This window comes from Hyphomicrobium album (assembly GCF_009708035.1).
In the GTDB taxonomy this organism is placed as follows: Bacteria; Pseudomonadota; Alphaproteobacteria; order Rhizobiales; family Hyphomicrobiaceae; genus Hyphomicrobium_A; species Hyphomicrobium_A album.
In genome coordinates, this window is the sequence record NZ_WMBQ01000001.1 from 1615926 (window position 1) to 1632838 (window position 16913).

General features: G+C 64.7%; 22 protein-coding genes. 10 read left to right on the forward strand and 12 right to left on the reverse strand.

Annotated features, from left to right (window positions below; all coding sequences use genetic code 11):
- Positions 1-11 precede the first annotated feature (11 nt).
- The gene (locus GIW81_RS07825; RefSeq protein WP_154738693.1) at positions 12-716 is read left to right on the forward strand and encodes an SspB family protein; all 705 of its coding nucleotides are present in this window, start codon (positions 12-14) and stop codon (positions 714-716) included.
- Positions 717-721: 5 nt separating this feature from the next.
- Here GIW81_RS07825 and GIW81_RS07830 read toward each other — a convergent pair whose 3' ends face one another.
- Together GIW81_RS07830 and GIW81_RS07835 are read right to left on the reverse strand one after the other, a co-directional pair.
- Positions 722-1225, reverse strand: coding sequence for a DUF302 domain-containing protein (locus GIW81_RS07830; RefSeq protein WP_154738694.1), 504 nt, complete (start codon positions 1223-1225; stop codon positions 722-724).
- A 110-nt stretch (positions 1226-1335) separates the two neighbouring features.
- Positions 1336-2070: a DUF4241 domain-containing protein gene (locus GIW81_RS07835; RefSeq protein ID WP_195930452.1), complete on the reverse strand. Its 735-nt coding sequence runs from the start codon at positions 2068-2070 to the stop codon at positions 1336-1338.
- 63 nt (positions 2071-2133) lie between these two features.
- On the opposite strand from GIW81_RS07835, the gene GIW81_RS07840 reads away from it, so the two are divergent.
- Both GIW81_RS07840 and GIW81_RS07845 read left to right on the forward strand, forming a co-directional pair.
- Positions 2134-2886, forward strand: coding sequence for a hypothetical protein (locus GIW81_RS07840; RefSeq protein WP_195930453.1), 753 nt, complete (start codon positions 2134-2136; stop codon positions 2884-2886).
- Between the two features lie 141 nt (positions 2887-3027).
- Positions 3028-3312, forward strand: coding sequence for a hypothetical protein (locus GIW81_RS07845; RefSeq protein WP_154738697.1), 285 nt, complete (start codon positions 3028-3030; stop codon positions 3310-3312).
- A 47-nt stretch (positions 3313-3359) separates the two neighbouring features.
- On the opposite strand, the gene GIW81_RS07850 is transcribed toward GIW81_RS07845, so the two are convergent.
- The 7 genes from GIW81_RS07850 to GIW81_RS07880 all read right to left on the reverse strand — a co-directional run bounded on the left by GIW81_RS07850 (position 3360) and on the right by GIW81_RS07880 (position 9795).
- Entirely contained in the window at positions 3360-5534 is a 2175-nt protein-coding gene (locus GIW81_RS07850) for a xanthine dehydrogenase family protein molybdopterin-binding subunit (RefSeq protein ID WP_154738698.1), read from the reverse strand.
- A gap of 11 nt (positions 5535-5545) precedes the next feature.
- Positions 5546-6010, reverse strand: a complete 465-nt coding sequence (locus GIW81_RS07855) for a (2Fe-2S)-binding protein (RefSeq protein ID WP_154738699.1) — start codon at positions 6008-6010, stop codon at positions 5546-5548.
- A 106-nt stretch (positions 6011-6116) separates the two neighbouring features.
- On the reverse strand, positions 6117-6464 hold the full coding sequence (locus tag GIW81_RS07860) for an ArsR/SmtB family transcription factor (RefSeq protein ID WP_154738700.1): 348 nt from the start codon (positions 6462-6464) through the stop codon (positions 6117-6119).
- Positions 6445-6897: an SRPBCC family protein gene (locus GIW81_RS07865; protein WP_154738701.1), complete on the reverse strand. Its 453-nt coding sequence runs from the start codon at positions 6895-6897 to the stop codon at positions 6445-6447. The genes GIW81_RS07860 and GIW81_RS07865 overlap by 20 nt, the downstream gene beginning before the upstream one ends.
- Before the next feature lie 71 nt (positions 6898-6968).
- Positions 6969-7628 carry a glutathione S-transferase family protein gene (locus GIW81_RS07870; RefSeq protein WP_195930454.1) on the reverse strand — a complete coding sequence of 220 codons (660 nt, stop codon included), beginning with the start codon at positions 7626-7628 and terminating at the stop codon, positions 6969-6971.
- Positions 7628-8272: a dihydrofolate reductase family protein gene (locus tag GIW81_RS07875; RefSeq protein ID WP_154738702.1), complete on the reverse strand. Its 645-nt coding sequence runs from the start codon at positions 8270-8272 to the stop codon at positions 7628-7630. Before GIW81_RS07875 ends, GIW81_RS07870 begins: the two co-directional genes overlap by 1 nt.
- A gap of 593 nt (positions 8273-8865) precedes the next feature.
- Entirely contained in the window at positions 8866-9795 is a 930-nt protein-coding gene (locus tag GIW81_RS07880) for an alpha/beta fold hydrolase (protein ID WP_229309113.1), read from the reverse strand.
- 192 nt (positions 9796-9987) lie between these two features.
- On the opposite strand from GIW81_RS07880, the gene GIW81_RS07885 reads away from it, so the two are divergent.
- Complete coding sequence (locus GIW81_RS07885; RefSeq protein ID WP_154739577.1) at positions 9988-10194, forward strand: hypothetical protein; 207 nt, start codon at positions 9988-9990, stop codon at positions 10192-10194.
- Positions 10194-10502 (forward strand): YkgJ family cysteine cluster protein, encoded by a 309-nt coding sequence (locus tag GIW81_RS07890; protein ID WP_154738703.1) that lies wholly within the window; start codon positions 10194-10196, stop codon positions 10500-10502. The genes GIW81_RS07885 and GIW81_RS07890 overlap by 1 nt, the downstream gene beginning before the upstream one ends.
- 1 nt (position 10503) lies before the next feature.
- On the opposite strand, the gene GIW81_RS07895 is transcribed toward GIW81_RS07890, so the two are convergent.
- From GIW81_RS07895 to GIW81_RS07905, 3 genes are all read right to left on the reverse strand, one after another.
- Positions 10504-11697: an extracellular catalytic domain type 1 short-chain-length polyhydroxyalkanoate depolymerase gene (locus tag GIW81_RS07895; RefSeq protein ID WP_154738704.1), complete on the reverse strand. Its 1194-nt coding sequence runs from the start codon at positions 11695-11697 to the stop codon at positions 10504-10506.
- Between the two features lie 57 nt (positions 11698-11754).
- On the reverse strand, positions 11755-12174 hold the full coding sequence (locus GIW81_RS07900; protein WP_154738705.1) for a CopG family transcriptional regulator: 420 nt from the start codon (positions 12172-12174) through the stop codon (positions 11755-11757).
- 156 nt (positions 12175-12330) lie between these two features.
- The gene (locus GIW81_RS07905) at positions 12331-14139 is read right to left on the reverse strand and encodes a putative bifunctional diguanylate cyclase/phosphodiesterase (RefSeq protein ID WP_154738706.1); all 1809 of its coding nucleotides are present in this window, start codon (positions 14137-14139) and stop codon (positions 12331-12333) included.
- Positions 14140-14403: 264 nt separating this feature from the next.
- Here GIW81_RS07905 and fumC point away from each other — a divergent pair, with 264 nt between their 5' ends.
- The 5 genes from fumC to GIW81_RS07930 all read left to right on the forward strand — a co-directional run bounded on the left by fumC (position 14404) and on the right by GIW81_RS07930 (position 16908).
- Positions 14404-15801: a class II fumarate hydratase gene (gene fumC, locus GIW81_RS07910; RefSeq protein ID WP_154738707.1), complete on the forward strand. Its 1398-nt coding sequence runs from the start codon at positions 14404-14406 to the stop codon at positions 15799-15801.
- A gap of 77 nt (positions 15802-15878) precedes the next feature.
- Positions 15879-16118 carry a type II toxin-antitoxin system CcdA family antitoxin gene (locus tag GIW81_RS07915; protein ID WP_154738708.1) on the forward strand — a complete coding sequence of 80 codons (240 nt, stop codon included), beginning with the start codon at positions 15879-15881 and terminating at the stop codon, positions 16116-16118.
- Positions 16118-16435 carry a CcdB family protein gene (locus GIW81_RS07920; RefSeq protein WP_195930456.1) on the forward strand — a complete coding sequence of 106 codons (318 nt, stop codon included), beginning with the start codon at positions 16118-16120 and terminating at the stop codon, positions 16433-16435. The genes GIW81_RS07915 and GIW81_RS07920 overlap by 1 nt, the downstream gene beginning before the upstream one ends.
- Positions 16436-16438: 3 nt before the next feature.
- Positions 16439-16639 (forward strand): DUF4169 family protein, encoded by a 201-nt coding sequence (locus GIW81_RS07925; RefSeq protein WP_154738710.1) that lies wholly within the window; start codon positions 16439-16441, stop codon positions 16637-16639.
- A 2-nt stretch (positions 16640-16641) separates the two neighbouring features.
- Positions 16642-16908 carry a ribbon-helix-helix domain-containing protein gene (locus GIW81_RS07930; RefSeq protein WP_229309114.1) on the forward strand — a complete coding sequence of 89 codons (267 nt, stop codon included), beginning with the start codon at positions 16642-16644 and terminating at the stop codon, positions 16906-16908.
- Positions 16909-16913: the final 5 nt, after the last annotated feature.

Consider the following 16913-nt stretch of genomic DNA (forward strand, 5'->3'; position numbering starts at 1 on the left):
AAGCGAGACCGATGGCGGCCGAGCCGACGATCGACTACGAGGCCTTAGCCCAGGACGCCCTGCGCGGCGTCGTGCGCACTGTCCTTGTCCAGGCGGCCAAGACGGGCCTGCCGGGGGAGCACCATTTCTATATTTCGTTCGATACGGGCGCCTCTGGCGTCGTCCTCTCCAAGCGCTTGAAGGACAAGTATCCGTCCGAAATGACCATCGTCCTCCAGCACCGCTTCTGGGATCTGTCCGTTTCGGATTCCGGGTTCGAGGTGAAGCTGACGTTCGACGGCATCCCCGAGCGCCTCGTCGTTCCGTTCGCTGCCATCCGCGTGTTCTTCGATCCATCCGTGCGCTACGGCATGCAATTCGAAGATCCGAACGCCGAGCCAGAGTTGGGCGATAGCGTGGGCCAACGCTTCGGCGCCCGTACGAATGAGCGAGCCAACGGCGGTCGCACCAATTTGCGCTCCACCGCGCCGAAGAAACCGCGCGTTCCGCGCAAGAAGAGCGAGCCTGCCGCGGCGACGCCAACGCCCGGCCCGCAGCCGGCCGCCGGGGCGACGCCCGCGGCGCCACCTGTACAGCTCAAGCCGCAAGCGCCTGCACCTGCGCCGACGCCGCTGCAGCCCGTAGCAGCCAAAGCCAACGATGCAGGCGACGACAAGCCCAAGCAGGACAATGGCGGCGCACAGATCGTGCGGCTCGACGCCTTCCGCAAGAAGTAGTCTTTCTAAACGCTTTCCCGGCCGCAGATTGCCTGCACGACCGCGTCGATCTTGTCGTCGAGCTGACGGCCGATCGCGTCGATCGTCGCGTTGCCGAGCGTTGCGAGAGACGAGCCCGGTCTATCGAATGAAATCCGCGCACCGCTGCCATCACCTGCGTAGATCGCGACGCGGAACGGCACGTACAGAGCCCCCAGCGGATCGATGTCTAGAATCCGCGTCGCGATGACGGGGTTACCGACGAGATAGAGGCGGCACTTTTTCGGATACCCGGATAGCGACGTGAGCTGTCCCTGGTTGATCGCCGCAATGATCATCAGCCCGAAGCTGCCGGCAATCTTCGCGGCCTCCGCCTCCACGTCCGGCCACGGCGCGCGGCGCTCGACAAATCCCTGCGCCGTCGCCGGATGCCAAGTCCCCAATGTGCTCTCGAAGCGTTGCGACAGCTCGTCGTACGGCAAGCCCGTCGGAACATCGGTTCGCGCAATGGTTCCAGTCATTGTGGTCATGGGCGCCTCGCTCGCTGCGGCGCCATTTAGTGGATGCAGTGGTTGCGGCCAGTTTAATGGAGGCGCCGAGGCCGAGATTGCTCAGCTGGCGCACCCCAATGAGAGCTCACCTACCACTTTGCCTTCCCCCAATCGACGACCCCAAAATCGGTGACGAGCGCTGCTACGCGGCCCTGCGCGTCGTAACCGAACCAAGAGGCATAGAACCCGTCGCCCCAGCCGCTGGTGAACATGACGATGTTGCCCGGCCCCATATCGACATCGAGGTGAAACGTCGGCGTGCCGGGACCAGCGGTGAGCTTATCGCCCTGCGTGATCCAGCCCTGGGCGATGTCCTCGTCCGCCATCATCTTCGGCGACGCGGCAGCACCCGTCTCGGCATCGAGGAAGCTACCGGTGCCGGCATCCACCGGATAGCCGAAGATCTCGTCCACCTTCAGGGTCGCTGCGTCTTGCCCGGCGACGAGCGCCATCTCCCAGCGCACTACCAGCGCGGAGGAAATCGCGAGCCGCGCGAGCGCTACGCGCCGAGCGTCGTTGCCGCCCTCGACCAGCGCCAGCCGCACCGGATACTTCCCGGCCGGCACCGACACCGTGAACGCGGGGCGATCCATATTCACAAACGGATCGCAGGCAATGACCTTGCCGCTCGGCAGGCGTAACTGGCCCGCCTCGAAGACGCGGAAACCCACCGTGTCCTCGCCGACTTGCGCTTTCCAGCCCGGCACGAATGCCAAGTCGAACGCGCGGGCGTAGGGGGGCGGCGCGCCACCGGCGCCAGCGACCGGCGCCGCCGCGCTTACTCCGGCGAACAGCCACGTGATGTACCGCAGGAGACGTTGCATCGGCCGGCCGCGTGCTATGCGTTCAGGTCGTACTGAGGATGGGCTTACGCCGGATTTTTGTCCATGCGACCACAGCTGCACGCCGTCATCGAGGAGGCTTATGAGGTCTTCGGCGACTATCGCGTGCGCCATTCGCTCAGCGTCTGCCACTGCAATTGCTGCATGACGGAGGAGAACGAGCGCGGCTTGCTGAATACGCCGCTGCGCGACATCCCCTCCAACCTGCTCGCCGAATATACGAACTCGGCGCATGGCTGGGACGATGGGCCGGTGGCGCGCGAGATGCGCTATTTCCTGCCGCGCTATCTCGAACTGCTCGCGATTGACGATCCGCCCGACAACGGCGGGATCGACATTTGTCTGCGCCGGCTAGGCTACGCCCATTGGCGCACCAAGTGGCCGGATCGCGAGCGCGACGTCATCGATCGCTTTTTCGATGAGTACATGCGTTCGAGCCTCGGGCGTACCGACCTCGTCCTATGGCCCGTCGGCTGGCGGCTCGCCTTCGACGTCAGTGACGTCCTGACGCTCGTCGTCACCGCCCACGGCGATCTGCAGCGCACCCTCGCTGTGTGGGATGCGGCCGACGACCCATGCGCCGTCATCCACATGGCGGCACTGCGCGGGCGCGTGCTGCGCGAGACGTGTCGCACATACTTTCATTCCGCCTATTTGGAGAATCATCGCGAGGCGGCGGACACCATCGGCGCGTTCCTCATGCGACCCGAGGTGACGCAGCGGATCGAAACGGGGTTCTTTCAGATCGAGGATCCGCGTCTGCAGCAGCTCGTGTCCGACGCTGCGTGGACCGGATGATAGGGTGCGCACGGTTAACAGGTTTGAGTAGGCGGCGACCGCGGATTTGTTACGTCAACCCGGCAAAATTTCGCGCGTAACCAACGCTAGCGAGGCGCCGTAACTCTCTGCGTGGAAGCAACCCCGCACGGAGAAATTGCCATGAACAAGATCATCATTGGCGCAATCGCGCTCGCCGCGACGGCATCACTCGCCTTCGCCGCCGAAGACAGCAGCCTGACCACGAAAGCGATGGACGATCAGCCCGGCACGATGGGCGGCAGCACCTCTACGCCGACTGCGAAGGCGTCGGACGGCAACCTGACGACCAAGGCTATGCAGGACCAGCCGGGCACGATGGGTGGCAGCACATCGACGCCGACCGCGAAGCCGGACAGCGGCAGCCTTTCCGAAAAAGCCATGAAGGATCAGCCGGGCACCAAGTAGCAGCCGCGCCACTAACGAGCTGGGCGGCGCACATCGCGTCGCCTAGCTTAGGTCGCGCGTAGCAGATCCGCCTTGAGCGGCAGCTTGCGCACGCGCACGCCGGTCGCCGCGAACACCGCGTTCGCGACTGCCGGTATCACCGCCGAGGTTCCCGGCTCGCCAATGCCGCCGGGAGCTTCGCCGTTGTTGACGATCTCAACCTCGATCTTCGGCGCCTCGTCGATGCGCAGCACGCGATAGTTGTCGAAGTTCGACTGCTCGACGCGGCCGTTCTTCAAGGTGATCTCGCCCCACAGCGCCGCGCTGATACCGAAAATGATGCCGCTCTGCAGCTGCGCTTTGACGGTATCGGGATTGACGACCTGACCGCAGTCGACGACGGAGACGACGCGATCCACGTGAACTTCGCCGCTATCGTTGACGCTCACTTCCGCGACCTCGGCGAGATAGGTGCCGAAGGCGAACAAGAGCGCCATGCCGCGGCCCTTACGTTCGCCGAGCGGCGTGCCCCAGCCCGACAGCTCTGCTGCCCGCTCCACGACGTGCCGCGCGCGGGGGTGTTTGGCCGTCAGCTGGCGACGGAACTCGACAGGATCTTTTTTTGCCGCCGCGGCCAGCTCGTCGATGAAGCTCTCGACGACGAAGCAGTTACGGGTTGGCCCGACGCCGCGCCAGAACGCGGTGGGAATACCGGGTGGCTCCTCGCGCACGTAGTCGACGAAAACGTTCGGGATGTCGTAGGGCAGCTCGATCGCGCCGTCGACCGCATCGGAATCGAGGTCGTTCTGGAACGCCGCCGGGAAGAAGCGCGCCATGATCGACGAGCCGACGATGCGGTGCTTCCAGGCGATGAGCTCGCCCTTGGGGTCGAGCCCGGCGCTGATGCGGTCGTAGTAGTACGGCCGGTACATGTCGTGCTGGATGTCCTCCTCGCGGCTCCACACGATCTTGATCGGGTCCTTCGACTGCTTGGCGAAGAGCACCGCCTGGACGATGAAGTCGAACTCCAGCCGGCGCCCGAAACCGCCGCCCAGCAGGTGATTGTGGATGCGCACCTTGTCGCGCTCGATGCCGAGCGCGGTCGACGCGGCGAGCTGCGCGTTGGCCGGGACCTGCGTGCCGACCCAGATGTCGCAACCTTCGGGCGTCACGTGCACAGTGCAGTTGATTGGCTCCATGGCCGCATGGGCGAGGAACGGATTCTCGTAAACGCTCTCCAGTCGCTGCGCCGCCTTGCCTAGCTCGCCGGCGGCGTCGCCGACCGACTTGCCGACGGCGCCATCGCGCTCGGAAGCCTTGGCCAGCGCCGCAACGACATCCGCCGTGGTCACCGAGGCATTCGGACCGGCGTTGAACTTCGGTGCGGCGGCTTCGAGACCCTTGCGCGCCGCCCAATAGTGATCGGCAACCACCGCGACCGCGTCGTCGATCTTGATCACCTGGCGCACACCCGGCACCGCCAAAGCCGCCGCCTCATCGACCGAAGCGAGAGTCCCGCCGAACACCGGCGAGGCGGCAACGGTGGCGACCTTCATGCCCGGCACTTGCGCATCGATGCCGAACTTGGCCGTGCCGTCGACCTTGCCGGATGCGTCGAGACGCTTCACAGGTGTGCCGATGATACGGAACTGGCTCGGCTCCTTGAGCACGACCTTGTCGGGCACAGGCAGCTTCGACGCCGCGTCGGCCAGCGCGCCATAGCCGATGCGCTGTCCGCTCTTGGCGTGGATGACCTCGCCCTTCTCGGTCGTCAGCTCGGTGGCATCGACGCCCAGCTTCTCCGACGCGGCCGCAACCAGCATCTGCCGCGCGGCCGCTCCCGCCTCGCGCAGCGGCTTGTAGAAGCCGCGCACAGAGTTCGAGCCGCCCGTGAGCTGCGCGCCTCCAACCGCCGGATTGCCGTATAGCTTGTCGCTCGGCGGCGCGATGCCGTAGGTGACCTGCGCCATGTCGGCATCAAGCTCCTCGGCAACGAGCATCGGAAGCGCCGTGTACGTTCCCTGCCCCATCTCGATGGACGGCGAGATGACCGTCACCTTGCCGTCGAGGCCGATCCTGATGAAGGCGTTCGGGGAGAACTCGGCGGCGGGCGCACTGCCCGGCTCGGCGCCCGCGACGTCGACCCAGCCGATCAGCATGCCTCCGCCAACGGCAGCGCTCGCTTGCAGGAAGCGGCGGCGCGAAAGGGAAGCGGTTTCGGGCTTCCAGTCCTTCAATATCATGGCGTCGCCCCCTACTTGCTCGCGGCGGCCTTGGCCGCCTGCTTAACGGCCTCGCGAATCCGCACGTAGGTGCCGCAGCGGCAGATGTTGCCCGACATGCCCTGGTCGATGTCGGTGTCGGTCGGTTCGGGAATCATGTCGATGATCGCCGCCGCCGTCATGATCTGTCCCGACTGACAGTAGCCGCACTGCACGACCTCCAGTCCGAGCCATGCATCCTGCACGGCCTTGCCGCTCTTGGTTGCGCCGATGCCTTCAATGGTCGTGATGGCGCTGTCGGCGACGTTAGAGACCGGTGTCAGGCAGGAACGGCGCGGCTCGCCGTCCACATGCACGGTGCAGGCACCGCACTGGCCGATGCCGCATCCAAACTTCGTGCCGGTCATGCCGAGAACGTCGCGGATCACCCACAACAGGGGCATATCGCCCTCGACAGGCACGGAAACTTTCGTGCCGTTGACGGTGAGATTGATCATGCTGGCTACTCCCTCGCCTGGGGTTGGCTGAGGTCAATATAGCGTTGCGCCGACGGGTTGCCACCCCTCGGCGTTTTTAGTGACAACCAGCATCTATTCGAGGTCGCTACGACTTTTCGACAAATGTTTTGAGGCGCGCGAGGGCATCGTCCCACTGGCGCGCGATGCGATCGAGATAGGCGCGCGCATCGTCGATGGACCGCGCCTCCAACTCGAAAAGCGTTTCCCGCCCGGAGCGCGCGCTGCGCACGACGCCGGCATCCTCCAGGACGCGCAAGTGCTTCGACACCGCCTGACGCGTCAGGTGCGTCCCCTCGGTGAGCCGCGAGATCGATTGCGGATCACCACTGAGCAGCTTCGAAAGGACCGTGAGCCTTGTCTCGTCGCCGAGTGCGGCGAACACTGTGGCACGCGTCTTGAGCGCGGCGAGGCTGCTAGGCCGCTTTTCGGACATGGCGTGCAATGTTCCTCATCTGCTCCTCCCAGCCGCCCTCATTCATCCGGAAGGCTTCGTCGCGGCGGTGCTTGGGAATTTTGTCGAATCCGCTTTCGACCACGCGCAGCAGCGTGCCGGTAGGCGTCGGCTCGAGGGTAAACTCGACCAGCGTCGGCGTCTCCTTGGAATAGTCGACGTCGGGCTCGACCGCGTACGGGTGCCAGGTGAACGAGAACAGGCGTTCCGGCTCGATTTTCTGCACGACGACCTGCATGCGCACGTGCTCGTAGCCTGGATAAGTGATCTGACCGCCCGAAGCCTTGCCCGCCACGAACGGACCTTCGAGCTTGACGCGAAACCACGCGCCGAACTCGCGATAGTCGGTGAGGGCCTTCCACACGCGTGACACCGGCGCCTTGAGATCGATGGTCTTTTCGATGTGATCGCTCATACGCAACCTCCTGGTTGCGCACATCCATACAACCGGCTTTGCTATTGAGCAACCCTTTCGTTGCGCTTTTTTCAATCGCGGTCCGGGGCACCGGGCGGAAACATCTCTCTATAGGGACGCGCGTCATCCACGGCCCGCGCGTACGACGGCCGCGCGAGCAAGCGCGCGCGATAGGCCCTCAGGTTTGCGAGACCCTCGGGGATGGGATGCACCCAGTCGGCATAGAAGAGCGACGGTGCCGCGGCGCAGTCGGCGAGGCTGAACGTTTCTCCCGCCGCCCATGTGCGCGTCGCTATCGCGCCGTCGAGCCAGGCATAGGCGCGATCCAGCATGGCGCCGGCCTCCTCGACGCCCTTGGGGTCGCGCACCTCCGGCGCCCGGATGAAGTCGAAGACGATCCGCTGCATCGGCGTCATCACGTAGTTGTCGAACATGCGATCCATGCCGCGCACCTCGAGCGCCGCGTCCGCCTCCTGAGGAACGAAGCGCTCGCGACCGGGATGGTGCACATCGAGGTACTCGACGATGACGCTGCTCTCGACTACGGCGCGCTCGCCGTCGACCAGAACCGGCATGCGGCGCATGGGCGACAGCTTGGCGAATTCGACCAAGTTCCGCTTCTCGTCCGGTGCCAGCATGCGGAATTCGAACGGCGTGTCGTTCTCGTAGAGGGCGATGAGCACCTTCTGGCAGTAGGACGAGAACGGATGGGCATAGAGTTGCAACACCATTATACAGCCTTCTCCAATACGACGTGTGTGACGTTGTCGGTCGGCACATGATGGACGACCTGGTAGCCGACTTTCGGCAGGTCGAGACCGGCAAAGAGCGGCTCTCCCGACCCGAGCATCACTGGAGCGACGGCGAAGTGCAGCTGGTCGATCAGGCCGGCCGTCAGATATTGGCGGATGGTGCTGGCACCGCCGCCGACGCGGACATCCTTGCCATCAGCTGCGGCGAAGGCTTGGCCCAGCGCCGCGTGAATGCCGTCGACGAAGTGGAAGGTGGTGCCGCCGTCCATGGTGAATGACGGGCGCGGGTGGTGGGTCAGCACGAAGACGGGGGTATGGTACGGCGGGTTGTCGCCCCACCAGCCCTTCCAAGAGTCGTCGGGCCACGGGCCGCGCACCGGCCCGAACATGTTGCGGCCGAGTATCCACGCGCCGACGTTCTCGATCCCGCGCTCCATGAAGCCGTTGTCGGTGCCCGTCGTGCCGCCTTCATTGCCGAGCATCTTCTGGAAGAAGCGCGTCGCGTACGCCCATGTGTGCAGCGTCGTACCGCCGACACCCAGCGGATCGGCCAGGCTTTGAGTGGGGCCAGCACCATAGCCGTCAAGCGAGACGGCAAAATTATGAACGCGAAGTTTAGCCATGCGCGCGCGTGCCTCTGCTTAACCGGTCGTAAGCGCCGACCATCGTCCGTTTGCACATCCTCGCGCAAGTGTCGGATATGCGCGGGTCGACGCGCCTGTCGTGCTCACGCGCGCGCTACAGCATCCGCTTTGCGGGACCACAGCGTTGCGGTCACGCGGTTGGACATCGCCTACGACATGCGCGCGACAAATTATCGACGCCAACATTTTCATGCGCTACAAAGATGCGACGTCCATCGCGAGGCAACGGATGCCTAAGACGGGTGAGTCCAACACTTCACCATCCCTTACGCTGGCGCGCCGGCGCCGCCGCGCGTCGCGGCGTGGCGTGATCTGCCGGCGCATCGGCGAGCATCAGGCGCGACGTCGGGCCTTCTCTTACCCCGCGTCTCTCCCCTTCGGCCATGCACCGATGCAGCTGCCGCTACCCCCATGCCTTCGCTTCCGCCACCGCCAGCATCGGTCGAGCTTGCGCGCCGCCCGCCGCTGGAGCCGCCTCTGGCAGCGCGGCGAAGGACACATCAGCCGCACGATGGTGTTGCGAGGCACCGTCTATGGCGGAGCTACGCTCCTCGACGCGGTGGGGCCTGAAATCAACCGTGCGCTCTGGCAAGGAAGCGCTGCAGCGACGCCAGAACGTCGGCCGGCCGCTCCTCGCATACGAAATGGCCGCCGGGGACAGAGTGCCCCTCGGCGTTATCGGCCCATGCGGACCAGGTCTTCAACGGCTCACCGCGGGCAACGCTGAAATCCTCGCTCCACACGACGAGTAGAGGTGCAGCGATTCGGCGAACGCCGCGATCGGCCTCATCGTGCACACGATCGACGGCCCAGCCGGCGCGATAGTCCTCGCAGCTCGCGTGGATCGACGCCGGGTCGCTAAAGCAGGAAACGTAGTCCTCCATGCTTGCGGTATCGAACTGGAAGCCCGTGCCGGCCCAACTGCGCACGATGGTGCGCAGAAAGAAGTCCGGAGCGGCGCCGATGAGCGTCTCCGGCAGCGGCCGGGCCTGCGCCAGGAAGAACCAGTGGTACATGCGCATGGCGCCGTCGGCTTCGGCCCGCGCCCAAACGTCGGCGGTGGGCAGGATATCGAGCAGGGCGAGCGCGGTTACGACCTGCGGATGATCGAGCGCTAGACGATAGCCGACGCGGGCGCCGCGGTCGTGCCCGGCGATGGCGAAGCGGTCGAAGCCCAGCGCCCCCATGGTTGCCAGCTGATCCTGCGCCATCGTCCGCTTGGCATACGTCATGTGCTCTGCGTCGCCGACCGGTTTGTCGGAGCGGCCGTAGCCGCGCAGGTCCGGCACCACGACCGTGTACTGCTGCGCCAGCGCCGGCGCGATCGCCCGCCACATGACCCGTGTCTGGGGGTAGCCGTGCAGCAGCAGCAATGGCGGCCCCGATCCCCCCACGAGTGCGTCAATGGTCAGGCCGGCGCCGGGCAGGCGGTGGCGCTCGAAACCATCGATCAGTCCTTCGGGAAACGGGTTCGAGGTCATCGGACTAGTGGGCGTGCTCATTGCAAGCTTCAGTAATCCAGCAATAGCATCTTGGGGATGAGATCGCCCGGTGCTCAAATGCCTTTTTCAGGTGTGGGATATGGGAGGCGGTCATGCATATCGCCGCCAGGGCGGCCGTCACGGCCTCGGCCGAGTTACCGTGAGCCGCCCAGCCCGCTTTCGCCGGGCTCGCAGATGCGCTACGACGCACGCATGGAAGAGCCCATTATCGATCGTGCCGCCATGGGGAAGCTTGCCAAGGCGCTCGCCTTCATCTGCAGCCCAGATCATCCGACGACGCTCGCGCTCAAGGCTGCGGCCGAAAGCGGCTCGGAGAAGGATATCAAGGCGGCCCGTGCCGCCTTTCTCAAGCTGAAGCCGGCGGATCGCCGCTCGGCTCTGGCGATGTTGCGCGATTGATGGGTTCGGTCGTCCCGTCGCCGTGCAATGCTTGCGGAGCGTGCTGCTCCTATTCTGCCGATTGGCCGCGCTTCACCCTTGAGGATGATGCAGATATCGCGCGCCTGCCGCCTGAGTTCGTATCCGACACGATGAGCGGCATGCGTTGCGATGGCGAGCGTTGCTGCGCGCTTCTCGGCAAGGTCGGCGTCGCAACATCTTGCAGCGTTTACGCTCAGCGGCCCGACGTGTGCCGCGCGTGTCAGCCCGGCGATGAGGCCTGCACGATGGCGCGCCATCGCTTCGGTCTGACGCCTCTTGCCCCTTAGCTCAAGCACTTTGCCGTGCATGCTCGAGAAAGAACCGGAGCATCTCCCGGGTGGCGTCTGGCCCTGATGGATCGGTAAAGGATCCCGCGGCACTGCCGCCCGACCACGCGTGTCCCGCACCATGGATCTCCCACAGCTCGACGATGCTGCGGCCCGTGGAATCGCGGCGGATCGAACGCGTGAACCGGCCGAGTGTCGGCTGCGCCTCTGGTTCCGTCTGCACTTCGCCGCCGGCGCGCGCGATGACCTCCGCGCCGTTGCGTGGATGCACGGTCGTGTCCCGATCACCGTGGAACACGATGGTCGGTACGGCGTGACTCGTCGGGACAACGCGGGTTGCAACGCGCGTCCCGACGCGTGCAGGACCATTGCCGTTCATGGCGGCGAACGCGGACGGCAGATCGCGCGCGGCCCCACAGGCGAGCCCCGAGTGTACGCCTACCGCTGCGTAGAGATCGGGATACGCTTCGCCCATGACTGCGGCAGCGGCACCGCCAGCCGACAGCCCGGCGATATAGATGCGCTGCGCATCTATATTGTAGTCACTCACGACTTGACGCGTGATGCCGGCGATCAGAGCGGGCTCGCCCAGGTCGCGCTGCTGGTCGCTGGGTTTGAACCAGTTCCAGCACCGCTGCGCATTGGCCGCCAATGGTTGCTCGGGATACACCACGAAACAGCCGTGCTCTTCAGCGGCAAAGTTCATGCGCGTGCCGGCGGCAAAGTCATCGGCTGATTGCGTACACCCATGCAGCATGACGATCAGCGGCCGCGGCCCGTCGATGCCGCCGCTGGGGACATAAAGCTTGTACGCCCGCGTTCCGGCGGCGCTAGTAAAGCTACCGGCGATGTAGTTGCCGGCGGCCGGGGCGACATCGGCGGACGCCGGCGTCCCTCGTCTCGGCAAGCTGCGCAGACCAGGAAGACCCGTATCGAGACGGCCGAGGATTCCCAACAAGGCGGCCGGCGCAGCGGTGGCAGCTGTCGCTTTGTCCACGTTCGTCATCACTGCGTCCACAACGGTGAGCTCAAGCGGCTGCAGCAAGATCGCGGCGTCGGCCGCTGCAGTTGTCTCAGGCCCGCTGGGGCGTCCGCCGCGCAGGACGCTCTGGATCAGCGCCACCGCCTCGTTCAAGCGGCCGCCGCGGGTCAGTTGCGTCGCCTCGGTGATGTCGCGGAGATTGATCGGTTTCATGCGGACCTTTCTGTCGGTCAATGCGAGGAGAGGAGCCAATCGGAAACTCTGCGCCGGCTAACGTATGCGGTCCGCCAGCGCTGCCTTGACCTCCGCGCTCGCGTGGAGCGCCCCCAGAACGGTGATCGAGGAAATTGTTGCGCGGGCGAGTTCGGGTGAGACATCGGATGCGATGCTCAGCAGCCCGAGGACGTGCAGAGCCAGTGTCTGCTGTGAAGCGCGGATCGCCTCGAGGTCTGCGCGCGTGTAGTGGCGTAGGCCCAGATCGAGCGTATTGCGCGCGACGCTTTGCTTGACGACGTCGGAGTGGCGCTCGAGCTGGTTGCGGATCGCGGTGCGAATGAAGTCAGTGCGGTTCGAGTAAAAGCCCTCATGCACCATCAGGTCGATGTGGCCGAGATCGACGTAGCCGAGATTGACTGTGACCTTTTCCAGGTCCCCTGATTTTGGCCGCAGTTCCCGAACGTTGGTCGCCATCCGCTTGCCATCCCATGAACATCCATGTGGATGGTATATGGCGTTCCGGCCCGGACTTGCAAGTATCCCTTTTAATCCCTCCCCGGGAGCGTCGAGGGGCAGGCCGTCACCCGGCAACAGGCCGCGCTCGATAGAGCCTGGTAGTGGTCGCGCAGGCTAGCAGCTCGCCGCCGTGGCTTCTTGGCGGTTCGCCAGCAGGCCTTCGACCTCGCCGGCCGGAACGGCCTCGCTGAAATAGAACCCCTGCACCTCGTCGCAACCCGCGTTCAAGGCAGTGGTGAGGTGCTCGGCAGTCTCGACGCCCTCGACGACAGTTTTCATCTCGAGCTGGCGCGCAAGACCGGTTACCGCGTTGATGATCGCCACGCAGTCGCGCCGCTCGGGATGGGTGACATCGCGCACAAACGATCGATCGATCTTGATCTTGTCGAAGGGAAAGCTGCGCAGGTAGCTCAGCGAAGCGTACGCCGTACCGAAATCATCGAGCGCGATGCTCACTCCGAGGTCATGCAGGCTGCGCAGTGTCTCGTTGGTGCTGAAGTCGTCGCGCAGCAGCAATCCTTCAGTGATCTCCAACTCGAGGCGTCGCGCCGGTAGTCCCGCATCGGCGAGCGCATCGGCGACCACTCGGTCCAGGTCGCCACCCTGGAATTGCACCGGCGACAGGTTGACCGTGACATTCACGTCGCGGCTCCAACCGGCCGCATCCTTGCATGCGACCCTTAGCGCCCAGGCACCCATATCGACGATCAAGCCGGTCTCCTCGGCGATCGGAATGAAGTCGCTGGGGCCGATCAGGCCAAGCGTCGGGTGATGCCAGCGCATCAGCGCCTCGAACCCGGCGACGTCCTCGGTGCGCGCGTCGTAGATCGGTTGATAATAGAGCTCGAGCTCGCCCTTGCTCAGCGCGCTGCGCAGATCGATTTCCAGCGACCGTCGCAGGCTGCCATGCTCGCCCTCGCCGCCGCGGAAAACCCGATATGTGCCGCGCCCCGCCGCCTTGGCTTCGTACAGGGCGATGTCGGCCTCCTTAACGATCTCCTCGGCGTCGACAGCGTTGTGCGGCGCCAACGCGATGCCGATGCTCGCGCCGACCTCCACGGTGTGGCCGAGAATATAATGCGGCTGGGTGATGGTGCGGATGACGCGGTTGGCGAGATGCGACGCCTGCTCTTCCGTCGTTGCCCCCCGCTGGATAATGGCAAACTCGTCGCCGCCGAGGCGGGCGACGATGTCGGGACCGCGCAGCACCTCGCGCAGGCGACGCGCCACGCTCTTCAGTAGTGCATCCCCCACGGGATGACCGAACGTATCGTTCACCTCCTTGAAGCGATCGAGGTCGATCGCGTGCAGGGCAAATCCATCGTCCGGTCCCGCGCTCAGCGTGGCACTGAGCTGCTCGCGAAAATGGAAGCGGTTGGCAAGCTCGGTAAGAGTGTCGTGCCGGGCGAGCCAGGAGATCTTGTCTTCCGCCTGGCACTTCTCGGTGATGTCCTCCAAGAGATCCACCCAGCCACCATCCGGCAACGGCTGGTTGCTGACCTGAATCGTCCGGCCATCCCTCAAGTGTCGCGTGCCGGAGAACGATTTGCCGAGCCCCATCTCGGCCACGTGCGCCGCAATCCACCGGCGTTGGCCGGCCAGCTCCTCCGGCCCGTCGCGGCCACCTTCGTGCTTTACGTGGTAGCGCACGATCTCCGCGAATGGCGTTCCAGGTTGTGTCAGCGACTCGGGCAGCGAGAAGATGTCGCGATAGCGCTTATTGCAGACGATGAGGCGTTGATCCGCATCGAACATCGACAAGCCGCGGCCCATGTTGTTCAAGGCGATTTCGAACCAGCGATTAAGCTGCGCGAACTCCTTCTTGCTGCGCTTGCCGCTTCGCGCCGCCTCGAAGGCGCGCAAACTGTGGCTGAGATCGACGCTGAGACGCGAGGCGTGTTTGTTGGATTCTTCTATTGGCATAACGCCCCCGAACGTCAGTACAGCGACGGTCCGCTAACATACAGATGACAGCTGGAAGAAGAGCCTACGGGGCGCTATCAATTTGGCGCGCTGCGTTAACTTTCGGGCAGCAGGCAGCCTTCGAATGGCCTAGATGAGCAGAGCACACGTCTCGTGGGCTGCGCCCGGCGAGCGGCACTTCGACAGCCGCAGCCAACTGTCTACTGCCGACGGTCGCGCCCTGTGCTATGGCGCCCCAGACCAACCCGCGTAATGGACCTGCCCATGACCTCCAAGAAGACCCGCACCGAGACCGACACTTTCGGCCCCATCGAGGTTGCCGCCGACAAATACTGGGGCGCCCAGGCGCAGCGCTCGCTCGGCAACTTCAAGATCGGCTTGGAGAAGCAGCCGCTGGCGATCGTGCGGGCGCTCGGAATCGTCAAGCGTGCAGCCGCGGAGACCAACATGGCGCTCGGCCGGCTCGACAAGAAGGTCGGCGAAACCATCGTCAAGGCGTCGCAGGAGGTGATCGAGGGCAAGCTCGACGGCCACTTCCCGCTCGTTGTCTGGCAGACGGGCTCCGGTACCCAGTCGAACATGAATGCCAACGAGGTGATCTCCAACCGCGCCATCGAGATGCTGGGCGGCGAGCAGGGTTCGAAGAAGCCCGTGCACCCGAACGATCACGTCAACATGAGCCAGTCGTCGAACGACACGTACCCGACGGCCATGCACATCGCCTGCGCCGAGGAGATCGTGCACCGGCTCATCCCCGCACTGCACAAGCTGCGCAATGCGCTGAACGACAAGACGCAGGCGTGGAAGGACATCGTCAAGATCGGGCGTACGCATACGCAGGATGCCACCCCGCTCACGCTGGGTCAGGAGTTCGGCGGCTACACGCAACAGGTCGAGAACGGCATCAAGCGTATCGAGCAGACGCTGCCGTCGCTGATGGAGCTGGCGCAGGGTGGCACCGCCGTCGGCACCGGCCTCAATGCGCCGAAGGGTTTCGCCGAGAAAGTCGCGGAGCGTATCGCCGCGATCACGCAGCTCCCGTTCACCAGCGCCCCCAACAAGTTCGAGGCATTGGCGGCGCACGACGCCATGGTCATGAGCCACGGCGCGATCAACACGATGGCGGCCGCCCTATTCAAGATCGCCAACGACATCCGCCTACTTGGCTCCGGCCCGCGCTCCGGTCTCGGTGAGCTGTCGTTGCCGGAGAACGAGCCTGGCTCCTCGATCATGCCGGGCAAGGTCAACCCGACCCAATGCGAGGCGCTGACCCAGGTGTGCGTGCAGATCTTCGGCAACAACGCCGCCGTCACCTTCGCCGGCAGCCAGGGCCACTTCGAGCTCAACGTCTATAATCCGGTGATGGCGTACAACTTCCTGCAGTCGGTGCGGCTGATGGCCGATGCGGCAGTTTCGTTCACCGACAACTGCGTGGTCGGGATCGAGCCGCGCGTGGACAACATCAAAGCGGGGCTCGAGCGGTCGCTAATGCTGGTAACGGCGCTGGCGCCGAAGATCGGCTACGATGCGGCCGCCAAGATCGCCAAGACTGCGCACAAGAACGGTACCACCCTGCGCGACGAAGCGGTGGGCGGCGGCTACGTCACCGACAAGGAGTTCGACGAAATCGTCGACCCGAAAAAGATGCTGGCGCCCGACTGATCGAGCGGCTTTGACGGGCATCCCGGCATTGAGTAGTATGCGCATGGACAATGCGCATTAAGCGTAGGGGAAACACGATGGACAACCGCCCGTCGTCCCGCAAGAAGGCCGTTAATCTCTCGATCGACGCCGAACTCGTGGCCGAGGCAAAGGCTGCGGGAACGAACATGTCTGCCGTGCTCGAAAAGGCGCTGGAGCGAGAGCTGCGCGAGCGGCTCCACGAGAAATGGCGCGACGAAAATCGCGAGGCCATCGGCGCTTACAACAAGTTCGTCGAAGAGCATGGCCTACTCAGCGACGAGTGGCGCTCCTTCTGATGCGCCAGTTTGATGTGTTCGAGAACCCGTCAGATAGGACTCGCACGGCAATTCCGCTGCTGCTGATCGTTCAGCACGACCGGGCGTCCGAGACGGCGTCGGTGGTAGTGGCAGGATTGGCACCATTGGCCAAGGGCAAGGCTATGGCCAAGTCGCGCCTCTATCCGGTGGTCAGGATCGCGTCCAAGGACTACGTGTTACTTACGCCGAACATGGCCGCGATCCCGCGCACGCAGCTCGAAAAGCGGGTGGCGAACGTCGACAGCGAGGACCGCCGAATCATTGATGCCATAGACATGTTGTTCACGGGTGTCTGACCGATGACCGCCGAGATCATCAACCTGCGCAAGGCCCGCAAGGCGAAGGAGCGTCGCGCGGACGAGGCGCGCGCCGAGGAGAACCGCGCCAAGTTCGGGCGCTCGAAGGCTGAGCGGAAAGCGAGTGAGGCAGAGCGCGACCTGGCGGAGCGGCGCCTCGACGGCGTCCGGTGCGAACCTGACAGCGACGAGCGCGGCGAATAACAATGGCGGCGCCCGACGAGGATACAGCTTCGCGGCGGCTGATGCGTCCGCTGAAGCGCTCGTTCGCCATCAAGGGACACCGCACCTCGATCTCGATGGAGGGGCCGTTCTGGGAGGCGTTGCAGCAGGCGGCCGCTCTGGAGAAGAGGACGCTTGCAGGTCTCGTCGCCACGATCGACGAAACACGCGGCGACGCGGGCCTATCGAGCGCCGTGCGCGTGTGGATTCTCGACTATTTCCGCAAACGTGCACTGCCGATCGCGCGCTGATCTGC

Coding starts and splice junctions, on each gene's coding strand:
- GIW81_RS07825 (WP_154738693.1), top strand. CDS start 12: ATGGCGGCCGAGCCGACGATCGACTACGAGGCCTTAGCCCAGGACGCC.
- GIW81_RS07830 (WP_154738694.1), bottom strand. CDS start 1,225: ATGACCACAATGACTGGAACCATTGCGCGAACCGATGTTCCGACGGGC.
- GIW81_RS07835 (WP_195930452.1), bottom strand. CDS start 2,070: ATGCAACGTCTCCTGCGGTACATCACGTGGCTGTTCGCCGGAGTAAGC.
- GIW81_RS07840 (WP_195930453.1), top strand. CDS start 2,134: ATGCGACCACAGCTGCACGCCGTCATCGAGGAGGCTTATGAGGTCTTC.
- GIW81_RS07845 (WP_154738697.1), top strand. CDS start 3,028: ATGAACAAGATCATCATTGGCGCAATCGCGCTCGCCGCGACGGCATCA.
- GIW81_RS07850 (WP_154738698.1), bottom strand. CDS start 5,534: ATGATATTGAAGGACTGGAAGCCCGAAACCGCTTCCCTTTCGCGCCGC.
- GIW81_RS07855 (WP_154738699.1), bottom strand. CDS start 6,010: ATGATCAATCTCACCGTCAACGGCACGAAAGTTTCCGTGCCTGTCGAG.
- GIW81_RS07860 (WP_154738700.1), bottom strand. CDS start 6,464: ATGTCCGAAAAGCGGCCTAGCAGCCTCGCCGCGCTCAAGACGCGTGCC.
- GIW81_RS07865 (WP_154738701.1), bottom strand. CDS start 6,897: ATGAGCGATCACATCGAAAAGACCATCGATCTCAAGGCGCCGGTGTCA.
- GIW81_RS07870 (WP_195930454.1), bottom strand. CDS start 7,628: ATGGTGTTGCAACTCTATGCCCATCCGTTCTCGTCCTACTGCCAGAAG.
- GIW81_RS07875 (WP_154738702.1), bottom strand. CDS start 8,272: ATGGCTAAACTTCGCGTTCATAATTTTGCCGTCTCGCTTGACGGCTAT.
- GIW81_RS07880 (WP_229309113.1), bottom strand. CDS start 9,795: ATGAGCACGCCCACTAGTCCGATGACCTCGAACCCGTTTCCCGAAGGA.
- GIW81_RS07885 (WP_154739577.1), top strand. CDS start 9,988: ATGGAAGAGCCCATTATCGATCGTGCCGCCATGGGGAAGCTTGCCAAG.
- GIW81_RS07890 (WP_154738703.1), top strand. CDS start 10,194: ATGGGTTCGGTCGTCCCGTCGCCGTGCAATGCTTGCGGAGCGTGCTGC.
- GIW81_RS07895 (WP_154738704.1), bottom strand. CDS start 11,697: ATGAAACCGATCAATCTCCGCGACATCACCGAGGCGACGCAACTGACC.
- GIW81_RS07900 (WP_154738705.1), bottom strand. CDS start 12,174: ATGGCGACCAACGTTCGGGAACTGCGGCCAAAATCAGGGGACCTGGAA.
- GIW81_RS07905 (WP_154738706.1), bottom strand. CDS start 14,139: ATGCCAATAGAAGAATCCAACAAACACGCCTCGCGTCTCAGCGTCGAT.
- fumC (WP_154738707.1), top strand. CDS start 14,404: ATGACCTCCAAGAAGACCCGCACCGAGACCGACACTTTCGGCCCCATC.
- GIW81_RS07915 (WP_154738708.1), top strand. CDS start 15,879: ATGGACAACCGCCCGTCGTCCCGCAAGAAGGCCGTTAATCTCTCGATC.
- GIW81_RS07920 (WP_195930456.1), top strand. CDS start 16,118: ATGCGCCAGTTTGATGTGTTCGAGAACCCGTCAGATAGGACTCGCACG.
- GIW81_RS07925 (WP_154738710.1), top strand. CDS start 16,439: ATGACCGCCGAGATCATCAACCTGCGCAAGGCCCGCAAGGCGAAGGAG.
- GIW81_RS07930 (WP_229309114.1), top strand. CDS start 16,642: ATGGCGGCGCCCGACGAGGATACAGCTTCGCGGCGGCTGATGCGTCCG.